Below are 13,699 nucleotides of genomic sequence, written 5' to 3'. Positions count from 1 at the left end.
AAAAGTTCTCCTATTTATTTTAACATATTTATTTAAAAATATTAAATAAACTTTCAAAAGGCAGAATAAAAAGAGGGTTTTCTCCCTCTTAATCATTAATGTTTAACTAATAAAATTCTCTAATACATCTGAAAGTTCTTCTTCATTATCTACAACTATCCCATCTTTTAACTTTTGCTGATCTACCTCTTTAAGCAAAGACAATGGATAGTCATTAAAAATTTTATCTAAAATCTTCTCTCCACTGTCATTAATCTTAAATATAGCAATTTTCCCTTCAGATTCCCCTACCACATAGTGATTTGGACAAAGATGATTTCTTTCTTCTCGTAAAACAATTTTTTGAGTAGAAAATGCAATGATTTTTATATTAGGATAGTTTTCTTTAATATAATTTCTAAAGTCTTTTTCAGTTTTATTTATTATTTCATCGTTAGCCTTAAATGTATCTGTAACAACATGACCACATTCTGAATAATTAATTTCCTTTTCAACAAAAGTATTAGGAGAAATTACATTATCCTCCTTTACTATTTCTAAATCATTTGGTTTAGATTTAGAAATATTTTTAGTATTATTTGGTTTATTAGTTATTTTTCTATTAGTGAAATAATATCCATAGACAAAACTTAATAAAAAAATTGTTACGCAAAGCACAGATATAAGAAATATACTAAATTTTTTCATAAAATATCCCTCCAGTACTATCTAGAGGGATATTTTTCCCAATTTACATTTTTTTATACATAAGAAACTTTATATCTATTTCGATACACCCGCTACTTTAAATCCTGACTTATCAATTTTATTAATTAAATCATTTACATCTTCCGTATCAACCCTAATAACAACTTTATAAACATCCAATACCTTCGCATCCATCACAGCTATATTAATTATATTGACATTTTCTTTCCTTATTATTCCAGTCAATTTAGCAAGTTGACCCGGTATATCAAATAGATTCACCAATATTCTAGTCCCTTTTCCTAGGCCAAATATTTCAGAAAAAGCATTAAAAATAGATGTATGAGTCAAAATTCCAGTAAAGTTTCCCTTTACATCAAATACTGGTAAAAATGGTGTTCTAACTTCTTTTAATAAATATGAAGCATTTTCTATTATTTCTGTTTCTAATATAGATTTATATACCTCATTATATAAGTCTTTTACTTTTACATCATCTAAAAAATCAGTTTTATCCATAGAATTAGTTTCAAAATAGTACCTAAATATTGCTTCTTTCATTAAAATTCCTTTGAATTCGTCTCCATCAAATACAGGTAAGGATAGAAAATCTCCTTTATTTATCTTTTCTAGTGCACTTCCTATGCTTTCATCAATATAAACTAATGTTAATTTATCCTTTGGTAACATATGATTTTTTACATACATTAAAAATCCCCCCTCGTAATAATAAAATCTATTCTATAATAATTTTAAAAATGCTTATTATATAGAATATCGTTTTATAACTTTATCATTTACTCCAAACCAACTTGCATCTTTATATATTTTGAAGATACTCTTAAATAAATCTTTAACTATAGCCCCATAAATTTTATCTAAATCCTCTTTAGAAAATCTAATTCCTTCTTCTTTAATAGTGGAATTTGAACTAAAGTCCATCTTCAATTGCCTGTCTATGTATTTATTTAAATTATTTATTTTATCTTTTATAATTTCATCACAAAATGAAATAACCAAGTTTTCTATATATCTATTTTTTCTTTCTGAATCTTCTATTTCTAGTTCAAATTCTTTTTTTAGGATATCTATGTTGTCGTATGAAAAATCATAATGGAATAATAGTCTTCTTTCAAATATCTCATCTATACTATAGTGTTCAAGAGTCTTCTCTTCTAGGATATTTACCCATTTATTATTATAATAACCATACTTATATCCTTCTAAATAAATACAAAGTTCTAGCCTATCCACGTCTTCATGTATTAAATAACTAATTTTATTAGCAACCAATTCTTTATCTTCTCTATATCTCAATAAATTCTTGACGCGCTTCTTAACATTTTTTATACACATATACTTAGGGCAGATATTGGTTATATCTTCTTCTAAATCATACAAGTTAAGGAGGATATGTATACAATTTATGTCATTATTAAATAAAAAATTGTATTTTAATCCTTTATACATTTGCCATAAATTCACCGTCGCTGTAGCCATAAAACATCCCTCCCCTAGCAATTATTACCAAAGAACTGGAGGTTTAAACCTTTAAAACAATAAAATAAGCACCTGTAATTAAGGTACATATTATTATACTACATAATTTTTATTAATGGTAAAAAATATACTCTTTTTTTGTTTTTTATATAAATAATTTGTAAATAAATATACTATTTTTACCTATATTAAAAATAGTAACCAATTTTCATAGCTTACATAAACATATAGTAAGTAAATAATTGGGGGTGTATTTATGGATAGAAGACCTATTCAAAATATTGACATGATTGAAGAGTCTAGAAAAGATACTAATAAAAGCCGTGGTAACTTTTTTGGAGGATTTAATTTCATATTTATAATATTTATTTTCTTCTTTTTATTTGGGGGTTTTGGTTTCATATTAGGCGATAAAGAATAGGAATACTTAGTATTCCTATTCTGATTTAATAAGTATTTTTATTATCTCATTGTAGCTTGAATTTTTTTCTAATTTATAGTCTCCAGTTCTTAGTTTTTTATCAGCTTCTTTATACTTTGCAAATTGTATAAAATCTTCTTTATTCGCTATTAATCCTTTTTTTAATAATCTGTCCGCAACAGAAGTTAACGTATCATCATTTTCAACACGAAACAAAATTATCTCTTCCTTGGTATCTTCTTTTTCATCAGTTTCTCTTTTATCCTTTTCTTCATTTAACTCTATTTTTTCTTTAACTGAAACCATTCCTAACTCTTTTGCTTTTTTTATTATTTCATCATCACTATAATCAACATATTTAATTTTAGGCTTTAATGTAAATATAAGACTAGTTACAATAATTCCTATGCCAATTCCCAATATTATATAAAAAATATTGATCTTATCCCTCAAATAATCACTCCTTAAAGTCCTATAAATAGTTGTTTAAGACATTTTACTAAAGTAAGAAAATATCTTTTTTCTTACACTCTTCTATTATATCATCAGTCCATACTGATGCCTGTACTTCTCCTATATGTTTTTTCTCTAAAAAGTACATACATATTCTTGATTGTCCAATTCCTCCTCCAACTGTATAAGGAAGTTCATCATTAACTAGTTTACTATGGTATTTAAGCTTTAATCTTTCTTCACAATTAGCCAATTTTAATTGTTTTAATAATGAATCTTTATCTACCCTTATTCCCATACTAGATAATTCTAAAACTGCCTCTAATGTTGGATTCCAAAATAAAATATCTCCATTTAGTTCCCAATCATCATAATCTGGTGCTCTACCATCATGAGGTTTACCAGAATTTAATATTTTCCCTATTTTAGTTAGAAAAACTGCTTTTTTCTCTTTACAAATTAAATATTCTCTTTCTTGAGAACTTTTATCTGGATACATATTTTCTAATTCTTGAGTAGTGATAAAAGTAATTTTTTCAGGTAGTTTAGTAGATAAAAAAGGATAAAATGAATTCACATACTCTTCTGTTTCTTTAAATACAGAATATATATCTTCTACTATATTCTGTAAGTATTTTTCTGTTCTTTCATCTTTTGATATTACTTTTTCCCAATCCCATTGATCTACATAGATTGAATGGGTTTCATCTAAAATTTCATTAGGTCTTATTGCATCCATATCTGTATAAAGACCTTCTCCTTCTTTAAAATCATACCACTTTAATGCAATTCTTTTCCATTTTGCAAGGGATTGAACTATTTCTACCTTTTCGTCATAGTTTTTCATTAGAAATGATACAGGTTTCTCCACACCATTTAAATTGTCATTTAATCCTGTTTCAGGTTTTACAAATAGGGGTGCAGATACCCTAGTAAGATTTAACTTTTCAGCAAGGTTTTTTTCAAAATAATCTTTTAATCTTTTTATAGCTACTTGAGTTTCTCTTGTATCTAAATATTGCATTAATCTTCCTCCTTTAAATCCTCATATAATTTATATATCAAAAAACAAAAACCCTTCATCCAAAGGACGAAAGGTTACTTCCGCGGTACCACCTTAATTCATACCACACTCATACTAGTACAGAAAATTATTCGATACTATCTGATTCTTAACGGATCAGAACCGTCTAAACCTACTCTTTCTTAGAATTTCGGTTAGAAACTCAGAGATGTTCTTCAACTATAAATTTGTATTGGATTTCCACCATCACCAACTCTCTATAACAAATTTTATAGCCTACTCTTCTCTTCCTAGTTATTACAAGTATTTAGTTTATTAAAGTATTGTATTAAATAAATAGAGTTTTGTCAAGCTTAAAAAACTAATAATTATTCTATTTATTCCTTTAGCTTATTAAATAATTCTTCCATAGTTTTTTTCCTTTTTTCTGTCTTTTCTCTTAAGATTATATACTTGTTTTCTCTAAACTCCACTATATCCCCTTCTCTAACATCCTCTGGAAATTTTTCCTTTTCGATATTTTTAATTTCTTCTCCTATTTCAAGTACTACATAATCTCCTTCAATCCTATCCACAATACCTTTCATAAATTACCCTCCTATTTTATACATTTTTCATGAGGTTTAAAACCTTCTTTTTCCGCTTCTTCCTTAGACTTAAATATTATTTGATTTTCTTCTTTAGGAAGTGAGCCACAGTCTGGCGAATGATAAATTTTAGTATTTTTATTTCCTATATAGTTTTCTTCTTCATATACTGTTTCTTTTATAGAATTTTCTTTACTATATCCATTTAGTATCTCTATGTCTTTACCATCAGATTTTATAATTATATTTCCTAACTCATCTGTTCTAAGTATATCTATTCCTTTTTTATTAAGTAGCTCTATAATCTCTTTATGTGGATGACCATATTTATTGTCTTTAGCTAAGCTAATTACTCCATAGTCTGGGTCTACTTTCAATAAAAATTCTTCTGTAGTAGAAGTACTACTTCCGTGATGACCAACTTTTAAAACATCTGCAGTTAAATCATATCCTTTTCCAATCATTTCTTTTTCAGAAGTTTTTTCAGCATCTCCTGTAAATAAAAAGGAATTATCTTTAAAAGTTATTTTTGAAACTATTGAATAATCATTTGTATTCTCATACTTTTCTCCATTTGGGGCTAATACTTGATATTTTAGATCATCAGTATCTATTAAATATTCTCCACTACTAGGAACACTGATTTTTAAATCTTTAGCTTTAATTTCTTTTAATAGACTTTCAAATATAGCAGTGTTGGCTACTTTATCTGGCATATATATTTTCCCTATTTCAAAATTTTTAACTACTTCAGGAAGTCCTCCAATATGATCTTCATGAGGATGAGTTGCAATTAAATAATCTACTTTTTCTATTTTCATCTCCTTTAAATAGTTTACAACTACATTACTATTAGCCTTTGGTCCACCATCTATCAGAGATGTTTCACCATTCGGAAGCTGTATAAATATACTATCGCCTTGTCCTATGTCTATATAATGAACTACTAAATCTCCAATATTGTCCTGAAAATTCTCACTTGATTCTAGTTCACAACCAGATAATAATATGGTCAATATAACTATAGTCAATACTATGAAATTTGCTTTTTTAAACTTGTGCATACATATTTCCCCTTTCATTTGCTTTTTCAATTAATCTATATTTTAAACTAAATACAATATATAAGCAATATTTAATATAGTTAAAGGATTTTTATTAGAAATATAGAAATACCATATATTAAGAAAGGATTGATTTTATATGTACAATATTTCCAGAGAAAATATAAACTTTAATATTAAATCTCTAAAAAATATGGATGAAGTATATTTTGATAGCCCCCTAAGATCTGGTGATCCCAATGTTGATAAAGTAAAAGCTTTATTATACAAAGGTAATTCTAAAGAAGGCGTTGTATTTATCCACGGACTTGGAGAAAGAAATTTTGAATATCTTAAATACTATCCATCTAAATTATCAAAATCCGGTTATACTACAATAATGTTAATTTTACCATATCATTATAATAGAATGCCTAAAGATAAAAACATCTCTTTTCTATCTGGTACTTCTTCAGATATTGAAAAACGTTTTTATCAATCAGTAGTAGATACATTAACTTGTATAGACTTTTTAGAAAAAATGGGTATTGAAAAAATTCATATAATGGGTTTTAGCTTTGGTGGAATGATAGCTACCATATCTCTTGCATTAGATCATAGGATTAATAAAGGTATATTGGTTGTAACAGGTGGAAACTTTGAATATATTACTTGGAAGAGCGTTGCAACTAAAGTTTTACGTATTAGATATGAAGATGAAGATAGTTGTAGCCCTGAAAGATGCCACAAATTACATAAGAATTTTAATGAAAAAATAAAAGAAGTAAATTCATTAGAAGATTTAAATAAATTACCTAACTGTTATAGATATGACCCCTCATTATTTGCTAAAAAAATAGACAACAAAAAAGTATTAATGTTTAATGCATTATTTGACCCATTTATACCAAGAAAATCATCACAAAACTTATGGATAAATCTTAATAAGCCAAAAATATACAGATTACCTTCAGGACATCTAACATCACACCTTTGGTTCAAAAACTTCATATTCAAAAAATCACTAGATTTTTTAAATGAAAAAACTTCTAAAAATAGGTTCTAGAAGTTTTTTCATGTTCTTGCTTAAAAATGTATCCCAACCTTAAATTATAAAACCTACCATTCTTTTTAGTAGCATATCATAATGCACCTTCATCAACAAAGTTTAAATAATACCTTCAATTGGTTCTTTCCCATTCTACATATCGTCTATAGGCACCTTTCATAGCTACTACTACAGCTTTTTGTGAATAGCCAAAAAATCTATTTTCAACTTTATCTACTATTTCATCTATTCCATCTTCTTTAATATTGTGGCCTACCATCAAATGGGATAAAAACTCTTTGCACAAATCAGAAAGTAAAGTAACCATTACATCTTCTATTATGCCAGTCTTTGTATTAATTAAAAAACCTACACCTACAACCTAAAATGGATCCTATATAGTAGACAATTAAAAAAAGTCTATTATTATAGGATCTTTTTTTGTACAATATAGTAGAAAGACAACGGAAAGGTTGGGGATTTAATGAGTAATAAATTATTTTCTGATGAAGAGATTGATGTTTTATCAAAGAATAAGTATGTAAAATCAGTAAGTAAACGTGGAATTACTTATACAGACGATTTTAAAACATTGTTTATTGCTGAATATAATAAGGGATATTTACCAACTCAAATCTTTATTGATGCTGGATTTGATGTAAATATATTAGGTAATCATAGAATCTATAGTGCAAGTAAGCGGTGGCGTAAATCATATAGAGAATCTGGGGAATTAGGACTTAGAGATACTAGAAAATTTAATAGTGGTAGACCCTTAAGTCGTGAATTATCTGTGGAAGAAATAATAGCTAAAAAGGATGCAGAAATAGCATACTGGAAAGCTGAGGCAGAATTATTAAAAAAAAAATCGAGCTGCAAGAAAGGCAGGTGAAAAGAGGTGAACTAAAGGCAGCTATTATCTTCAAACTTATTCAAGAAATCATTTCAAAATACAACTTTAAAAATATGGTTAGTCACCTATGCAAGGTAGCAGAAGTATCAAGATCTGGTTATTACAGATACATAGAATCATCAAAAAATAGAGATGTACGAGAACAAAGAGATTTACAACTGAAAGAAGCAATATTAAAAGCTTTTAATCATAGAGGGTATAAGAAAGGTTCTAGATCCATTAAAATGGTTCTAGAGAATGAATTCAATTTAATAGTCAATAGAAAATGTATACAGAAAATTATGAGAAAGTATAACATTAAATGCCCTATTAGAAAAGCAAATCCATATAGAAGAATGATGAAAGCAACTAAAGAACATACTGTTGTGCCAAATCTTTTGAATAGGAATTTTAAACAAGAGGTTGTTGGGAAAGTCCTCCTAACTGATATAACATATCTTCCATATGGGGCTTCCTGTATGGCATATTTATCAACAATTAAAGATGCCTCAACAAATGAAATACTGTCATATAATTTGTCTAACCGTCTTACTCTTGAAATAGCAACCAAAACCATAGGCAAATTAATAATACAGCATAAGAATTTATTACATAAGGATGCATTTATACATTCAGACCAAGGGGTACACTATACTAGTCCCAAATTTCAAAAGTTATTAAAAGAATATAACCTTGGGCAATCCATGTCAAGAAGAGGAAATTGCTGGGATAATGCTCCTCAAGAATCATTCTTTGGACATATGAAGGATGAGATAGATTCTAAGGGTTTCTCTACATTTGAGGAACTACAGCTTTTAATAGATGATTATATGGAGTATTATAATAATTTTAGATATCAATGGGGATTAAAAAAGCTGACTCCTATACAATATAGAAATCAGCTTTTATCTGCCTAGGCTTTTTTATAATGTCCTTGACTTAGGGACCATTTTAGGCAATACAAGCCACTAGTACTGGGTTTTATTTGCTAAAACAAATAGGATTTTACTCCGTATTGTCACAAATAAAGCAGTACTCTAAACAAAATTCCTATTAGAATTTATAAATATCTAAAATGTCTAATTATTTCGACTATATTATCAATTCTACACATTAATCAAAATTCCTTCTTTTTTTAAATTTATTTAATGTAAATTTAATAGTATTTTAAAAATCAAAAGCAAATTCTTTCTTCATTGCTTCATTATATACTTTTATAGTATCTATTATAAAATAAGATATCTTGATATTTAAGGAAAGAGAAAAATCAAGATCATTTTTAAATCCTTCATTAATTGAATATTCTTCAATTACATTTTCAATATAACTCTTTATTATTTCTTTAATATTTATATTTTTATCTTGAAAAATATCTACATCATCAACATCTATAACATTCCTTTTAAAATCATGATATTTAGCATATCTATTCAGCTTTGACTCATAAGACATATGTTTAAACATACTACCTGCAAAAGTCCAACGTTCAAAATGGGGCAAACACACAAAGTCGCTTAAAAAATGTGATATCATACCTATTTTTTTACTTATATATTTATTTACAATAGGATCTAATTTTCCATCTAAATTTACAAATCTACTTAAAAATATTAGTTTTGCTATTTCATTTACAACAAAATCTAAACTTTCTTTTTCATAATGTCTGTGTATCTTTAATTGCGGCAATATATCTGGTGCTACAGATCCCCATAAAAGCTTCTTTTTATCTAGCTCTATATCATAGGTTCTACGAACACTTTCATGGATATTACTAGCTATTATTTTATGAGTATCTCCAAAAATTTAAAACACTTCCCTTATATAGTATTTGTTACATAAATAATAATATATTAGTTTACCTGAAAAGTCAATATTGAGTTAATTTTTAAATAATGTTACCAAATGAAAATATTTACTCATTCATTAATTTATTTAACTTTTTTTCATATATTTCATAATCATTATCACTAAATAAAACAAAATCCACTTTATCAATACTACCTTTTTCTTCAATGAAATCTGTTACTGCTTTAATAGCAATATCTGAGGCTTTATCTATAGGATAACCATATACTCCAGTTGAAATAGATGGAAAAGCAATAGTCTTTAAATTATATTCTTTAGCCAGTTTTAATGAATTATAATATGCATTATATAACAGCTCAGCTTCTCTATTGTCTCCTCCCCTATATACAGGGCCAACCGTATGTATAACATAATTACTAGGTAAGTTTCCAGCAGTAGTTATTCTAGCTTCTCCTGTAGGACATCCCCCTATTTTTTTACATTGATCCAATATTTCTGGTCCTCCTGCTCTATGAATTGCTCCATCTACCCCTCCCCCTCCAAGTAAAGTATTGTTTGCTGCATTAACTATAGCATCAGTCTCAATCTTAGTTATATCTCCCTTAATTAAGTTTATGATAGTTTCATTAATTTTATACATAGACAATAACACCCTTTCTAAAGTTTATAATAAAATCTTCTTATATTTGTTCTCTATATACTATTATATAAATTAAAAAATAAAATTAAAGACTACCATGGCAGTCTTTAATATATAAATTATAAATATATTAATAATAGTCTCAGTGCTATAAAAAATACACTAAATTACTTTATCTTTTCAAACATATAATGTAGTATATATCCTGGTTCATAATCTATTTTCCATTCCCCACTAACTTTTTTAAGCCTTATTTGCCCTTCTTTTTCTAAAATATCCTCCTTATCATCATTATAAAATTTAAAATCTGCTGTATAATATAAAGTTATCTCATCTTTTAGTTCTTCAATATTTTTAGGTTTTTCTATTTTATATTCAATATCTCCAACTTTAATATTTCTTTTAGCTAATTTAGCCGTATCTACCGTTGCCCCACTTCCCCTTTTTTCTTTTAGCCTGTTAAAAAATTCTTCTGTTGAATATTGTTTTACACTTTCAATTAAATCCGTTTCTTTTGCGTATGCCTTATCACTATCATCTAAAATTTTATAATCATCTATAGTATAGTAACTATTAAAATAATCTTCTATAGTTTTATATACCTTATCTATTTCTGCTGAATTATTGTTTTTACATCCAACTAAAATCATGGATAGTAGAATACTAACTATTAAAATATAGCCAACCTTTTTCATAGTATATCCACCTCTCTATAAATTAAGTTTATAATACTGAATCCACTAATTTCCATTATATTATATTTATTCTAAATTATCTATATATTTCGAACTATTATTTTTTTATATTAGAAACCTCCAATCCAATAAACATATTATTTTGTTTAACCTTAAAATAATATATAATAGAATTAATATGTACTTTGGAGGGATCACTTTTGAAATACAATAATATGTGTGAGGGAATATTTTTAGAACGTCCTAATAGATTTATTGCCAACGTTCTTATTGATGGTAAAAAAGAAAAAGTTCATGTGAAAAACACTGGCAGATGTAAAGAAATTCTAATAAAAGGTACAAAAGTTTATTTGGAAAAATCAAATAATCCAAATAGAAAGACCAAATACTCTCTTATATCTGCTTATAAGGAAGATCAACTAATAAATATAGATTCACAAGTTCCAAACAAAGTAGTCTTTGATGCTATTAAGTCCAATAGGATAAAAGAATTAGAAAATATAAAAGTGCTTAAAAGAGAAGTTACTTTTGGAAATTCTCGTTTTGATTTATATTTTGAAAAAGATAAAGAAAGTGGATTTATAGAAGTGAAAGGTGTGACATTGGAAAATAATGGTTTATCTTTATTCCCAGATGCCCCAACTGAAAGAGGGACTAAACATATAAAGGAAATGATAAAAGTAGTAGAATCTGGACTTAAAGGATATATATTTTTCCTAATTCAAATGGAAAACATAAAATATTTTACCCCTAATACCTCTATGGATGAAAAGTTTTCAAATGCATTGATAGAAGCAAATAAAAAAGGAGTAAATATATTAGCTTATAATTCTATAGTAAAGGAAGATTCTATAAAAATAAATGAAAAAATAGAGGTACTAATATAGTACCTCTATTTAAAATGTTTTATATTTAAATCATAGATAATATCTTACCTACTAAAAGTCCTCCTCCTGTACCTATTACATAACCCATCAAGGCCATAAGTACTCCAATTGGTATTAAAGCTTCACTATATGCTGCTGCTAATATAGGTGCTGAAGCAACTCCCCCTACATTAGCTAAACTTGCAACGCCACAAGTAAATAAATCTAATTTAAACAATTTTGCAGCTAAGAATAATATCAAGGCATGAATACCTAAAATAACAAATCCAGAAATTATATACAAGGGTGCTTGAGCAATTTCTGCTCCTACATAAAATAATATATGATAACCCCCCTTTGAGAATATAACAAAATCCTTGTAATCATCAATAATTACAAGGATTTTAATGGTGTACCTAGAGGGACTCGAACCCCCAGCCTTCTGATTCGTAGTCAGACACTCTATCCAGTTGAGCTATAGGTACAAATTGGAGGCGGCACCCAGATTTGAACTGGGGATAAAGGTTTTGCAGACCTCTGCCTTACCACTTGGCTATGCCGCCATATTTAATTTTATAATTGTTTTGAAATAGTAATCCTAAAGAATTTCTCCGACTAAGTGATTCACACAAAACGAAAAACGTATTTTGGTTTTCTTATAAAAAATGGAGCGGGTGAAGGGAATCGAACCCTCGCAACCAGCTTGGAAGGCTGGGGCTCTACCACTGAGCTACACCCGCATAATGGAGCGGAAAACGGGATTCGAACCCGCGACCCTCGCCTTGGCAAGGCGATGCTCTACCACTGAGCCACTTCCGCAAACTATTTAGTTTTATACACTATATAATAAAATTTGGTGGAGGAGACTGGATTCGAACCAGTGAAGGCTGAGCCAACGGATTTACAGTCCGTCCCCTTTAGCCAACTCGGGAACTCCTCCGCATTTTATGGAGCTGGTGAGAGGACTTGAACCCCCAACCTACTGATTACAAGTCAGTTGCTCTGCCAATTGAGCTACACCAGCAAAAGTATTAATTTAATGATGTATAAAGAACAATGTTATTGTTCTTAGCTGCTCCGACTAAGCGATTCACACCAAATCAGAGATTTGGGTTCTCTGCTTATGCCAATTGAGCTACACCAGCGAAAGTATTTACCTTATGGTAAAATGGCGACCTGGAAGGGACTCGAACCCTCGACCTCTAGCGTGACAGGCTAGCATTCTAACCAACTGAACTACCAGGCCATATTTAAATTTGGTGGGCGCAATAGGGCTCGAACCTATGACCCCCTGCTTGTAAGGCAGGTGCTCTCCCAACTGAGCTATGCGCCCTGGTGACCCTACCGGGATTCGAACCCGGGTTACCGCCGTGAAAGGGCGGTGTCTTAACCGCTTGACCATAGGGCCAGGATACTAAGAATTAAAATAATGGTAGCGGCGAACGGATTTGAACCGCTGACACTGCGGGTATGAACCGCATGCTCTAGCCAACTGAGCTACGCCGCCATATTTAAAGGTTAAATGGTTGCGGGAGCTGGATTTGAACCAACGACCTCCGGGTTATGAGCCCGACGAGCTACCAGACTGCTCCATCCCGCGCCAGTAGTGGTGCCGAGGACCGGAATCGAACCGGTACGATCTTTGGGGATCGCAGGATTTTAAGTCCTGTGCGTCTGCCTGTTCCGCCACCCCGGCAATATATGGCTCCTAGGGTGGGACTCGAACCCACAACCTACCGGTTAACAGCCGGTTGCTCCACCATTGAGCTACCCAGGAATATATCTGGCAACTTCCTACTCTCCCAGAGCGTTACCACTCAAGTACCATAGGCGTTAGGAGGCTTAACTGCTGTGTTCGGTATGGGAACAGGTGTGACCCTCCTGCTATAGTCACCAGATAATATATGAAATTGAAAATTGTATACACAGTAAGATAATTGGTCAAGCCCTCGACTTATTAGTATCCCTTAGCTAAGAATATTGCTACTCTTACACCTGGGACCTATCAACCAAGTAGTCTACTTGGAGTCTTACTCT

At 29.5% G+C, this 13,699-nt stretch carries 15 protein-coding genes, 13 tRNA genes, 2 rRNA genes, 1 pseudogene and 1 other annotated feature; of the genes and pseudogenes, 4 read left to right on the top strand and 27 right to left on the bottom strand.

What is annotated here, in order from left to right; all coding sequences use genetic code 11:
* Positions 1–102 precede the first annotated feature (102 nt).
* The 3 genes from FYJ27_RS10615 to FYJ27_RS10605 form a co-directional block, all read right to left on the bottom strand.
* Complete coding sequence (locus FYJ27_RS10615; protein ID WP_154484811.1) at positions 103–687, bottom strand: BofC C-terminal domain-containing protein; 585 nt, start codon at positions 685–687, stop codon at positions 103–105.
* Positions 688–762: 75 nt separating this feature from the next.
* On the bottom strand, positions 763–1,395 hold the full coding sequence (locus FYJ27_RS10610; RefSeq protein ID WP_154484810.1) for a CBS domain-containing protein: 633 nt from the start codon (positions 1,393–1,395) through the stop codon (positions 763–765).
* 57 nt (positions 1,396–1,452) lie between these two features.
* A complete protein-coding gene (locus FYJ27_RS10605) occupies positions 1,453–2,187 on the bottom strand; it encodes a hypothetical protein (RefSeq protein WP_154484809.1) in 735 nt (244 codons plus the stop codon).
* A 256-nt stretch (positions 2,188–2,443) separates the two neighbouring features.
* Between FYJ27_RS10605 and FYJ27_RS10600 the strand changes: the two genes are divergently transcribed.
* Positions 2,444–2,608, top strand: coding sequence for a hypothetical protein (locus tag FYJ27_RS10600; RefSeq protein WP_154484808.1), 165 nt, complete (start codon positions 2,444–2,446; stop codon positions 2,606–2,608).
* 15 nt (positions 2,609–2,623) lie between these two features.
* Here FYJ27_RS10600 and FYJ27_RS10595 read toward each other — a convergent pair whose 3' ends face one another.
* The 4 genes from FYJ27_RS10595 to FYJ27_RS10580 form a co-directional block, all read right to left on the bottom strand.
* Positions 2,624–3,061 (bottom strand): endolytic transglycosylase MltG, encoded by a 438-nt coding sequence (locus tag FYJ27_RS10595; protein WP_154484807.1) that lies wholly within the window; start codon positions 3,059–3,061, stop codon positions 2,624–2,626.
* A gap of 46 nt (positions 3,062–3,107) precedes the next feature.
* On the bottom strand, positions 3,108–4,085 hold the full coding sequence (gene asnA, locus FYJ27_RS10590) for an aspartate--ammonia ligase (protein ID WP_154484806.1): 978 nt from the start codon (positions 4,083–4,085) through the stop codon (positions 3,108–3,110).
* A 59-nt stretch (positions 4,086–4,144) separates the two neighbouring features.
* Positions 4,145–4,386, bottom strand: a binding site (T-box leader).
* A 76-nt stretch (positions 4,387–4,462) separates the two neighbouring features.
* Positions 4,463–4,672 (bottom strand): DUF3006 domain-containing protein, encoded by a 210-nt coding sequence (locus tag FYJ27_RS10585; protein ID WP_154484805.1) that lies wholly within the window; start codon positions 4,670–4,672, stop codon positions 4,463–4,465.
* A gap of 11 nt (positions 4,673–4,683) precedes the next feature.
* Entirely contained in the window at positions 4,684–5,736 is a 1,053-nt protein-coding gene (locus FYJ27_RS10580; RefSeq protein ID WP_154484804.1) for an MBL fold metallo-hydrolase, read from the bottom strand.
* Between the two features lie 139 nt (positions 5,737–5,875).
* Between FYJ27_RS10580 and FYJ27_RS10575 the strand changes: the two genes are divergently transcribed.
* Positions 5,876–6,781: an alpha/beta fold hydrolase gene (locus tag FYJ27_RS10575; RefSeq protein WP_154484803.1), complete on the top strand. Its 906-nt coding sequence runs from the start codon at positions 5,876–5,878 to the stop codon at positions 6,779–6,781.
* A gap of 115 nt (positions 6,782–6,896) precedes the next feature.
* Here the strand turns inward: FYJ27_RS10575 and FYJ27_RS10570 are convergent.
* A pseudogene (locus FYJ27_RS10570) lies at positions 6,897–7,130 on the bottom strand (DUF3870 domain-containing protein); the annotation flags it as partial.
* 117 nt (positions 7,131–7,247) lie between these two features.
* On the opposite strand from FYJ27_RS10570, the gene FYJ27_RS10565 reads away from it, so the two are divergent.
* A protein-coding gene (locus FYJ27_RS10565; protein ID WP_412030656.1) for an IS3 family transposase occupies positions 7,248–8,572 on the top strand; the annotation gives its coding sequence in 2 pieces (ribosomal slippage) (positions 7,248–7,646 and positions 7,649–8,572; 1,323 coding nt in all).
* Positions 8,573–8,822: 250 nt separating this feature from the next.
* Here the strand turns inward: FYJ27_RS10565 and FYJ27_RS10560 are convergent.
* The 3 genes from FYJ27_RS10560 to FYJ27_RS10550 form a co-directional block, all read right to left on the bottom strand.
* Entirely contained in the window at positions 8,823–9,434 is a 612-nt protein-coding gene (locus tag FYJ27_RS10560; protein WP_326831081.1) for a zinc dependent phospholipase C family protein, read from the bottom strand.
* Positions 9,435–9,567: 133 nt separating this feature from the next.
* Positions 9,568–10,101 carry an O-acetyl-ADP-ribose deacetylase gene (locus FYJ27_RS10555; RefSeq protein ID WP_154484800.1) on the bottom strand — a complete coding sequence of 178 codons (534 nt, stop codon included), beginning with the start codon at positions 10,099–10,101 and terminating at the stop codon, positions 9,568–9,570.
* Positions 10,102–10,268: 167 nt separating this feature from the next.
* Positions 10,269–10,796, bottom strand: coding sequence for a hypothetical protein (locus FYJ27_RS10550; RefSeq protein WP_154484799.1), 528 nt, complete (start codon positions 10,794–10,796; stop codon positions 10,269–10,271).
* Between the two features lie 200 nt (positions 10,797–10,996).
* On the opposite strand from FYJ27_RS10550, the gene sfsA reads away from it, so the two are divergent.
* On the top strand, positions 10,997–11,683 hold the full coding sequence (gene sfsA / locus FYJ27_RS10545; RefSeq protein WP_154484798.1) for a DNA/RNA nuclease SfsA: 687 nt from the start codon (positions 10,997–10,999) through the stop codon (positions 11,681–11,683).
* Positions 11,684–11,708: 25 nt separating this feature from the next.
* Here the strand turns inward: sfsA and FYJ27_RS12945 are convergent, their stop codons facing one another.
* The 16 genes from FYJ27_RS12945 to FYJ27_RS10465 form a co-directional block, all read right to left on the bottom strand.
* On the bottom strand, positions 11,709–11,981 hold the full coding sequence (locus FYJ27_RS12945) for a DUF819 family protein (protein ID WP_226809026.1): 273 nt from the start codon (positions 11,979–11,981) through the stop codon (positions 11,709–11,711).
* A gap of 89 nt (positions 11,982–12,070) precedes the next feature.
* Positions 12,071–12,147: transfer RNA gene (locus FYJ27_RS10535), tRNA-Arg, on the bottom strand.
* Positions 12,148–12,151: 4 nt separating this feature from the next.
* Positions 12,152–12,225, bottom strand: a tRNA-Cys gene (locus FYJ27_RS10530).
* A 103-nt stretch (positions 12,226–12,328) separates the two neighbouring features.
* Positions 12,329–12,402: transfer RNA gene (locus FYJ27_RS10525), tRNA-Gly, on the bottom strand.
* Between the two features lie 4 nt (positions 12,403–12,406).
* Positions 12,407–12,481, bottom strand: a tRNA-Gly gene (locus FYJ27_RS10520).
* 35 nt (positions 12,482–12,516) lie between these two features.
* Positions 12,517–12,602 (bottom strand) — tRNA-Tyr (locus FYJ27_RS10515).
* 8 nt (positions 12,603–12,610) lie between these two features.
* Positions 12,611–12,686, bottom strand: a tRNA-Thr gene (locus FYJ27_RS10510).
* Between the two features lie 145 nt (positions 12,687–12,831).
* A tRNA-Asp gene (locus FYJ27_RS10505) sits at positions 12,832–12,908 on the bottom strand.
* A gap of 11 nt (positions 12,909–12,919) precedes the next feature.
* Positions 12,920–12,995: transfer RNA gene (locus tag FYJ27_RS10500), tRNA-Val, on the bottom strand.
* A tRNA-Glu gene (locus FYJ27_RS10495) sits at positions 12,996–13,070 on the bottom strand.
* A gap of 22 nt (positions 13,071–13,092) precedes the next feature.
* A tRNA-Met gene (locus FYJ27_RS10490) sits at positions 13,093–13,169 on the bottom strand.
* 16 nt (positions 13,170–13,185) lie between these two features.
* Positions 13,186–13,262 (bottom strand) — tRNA-Met (locus FYJ27_RS10485).
* A 7-nt stretch (positions 13,263–13,269) separates the two neighbouring features.
* Positions 13,270–13,358 (bottom strand) — tRNA-Leu (locus FYJ27_RS10480).
* Between the two features lie 6 nt (positions 13,359–13,364).
* Positions 13,365–13,439: transfer RNA gene (locus FYJ27_RS10475), tRNA-Asn, on the bottom strand.
* A gap of 4 nt (positions 13,440–13,443) precedes the next feature.
* Positions 13,444–13,560, bottom strand: a 5S ribosomal RNA gene (rrf, locus tag FYJ27_RS10470).
* A 39-nt stretch (positions 13,561–13,599) separates the two neighbouring features.
* A 23S ribosomal RNA gene (locus FYJ27_RS10465) occupies positions 13,600–13,699 on the bottom strand; the annotation flags it as partial.

This window comes from Anaerosalibacter bizertensis, assembly GCF_009696605.1.
Taxonomy (GTDB): Bacteria; Bacillota; Clostridia; order Tissierellales; family Sporanaerobacteraceae; genus Anaerosalibacter; species Anaerosalibacter bizertensis.
This window is presented reverse-complemented; position numbering and strand designations above follow the sequence as displayed.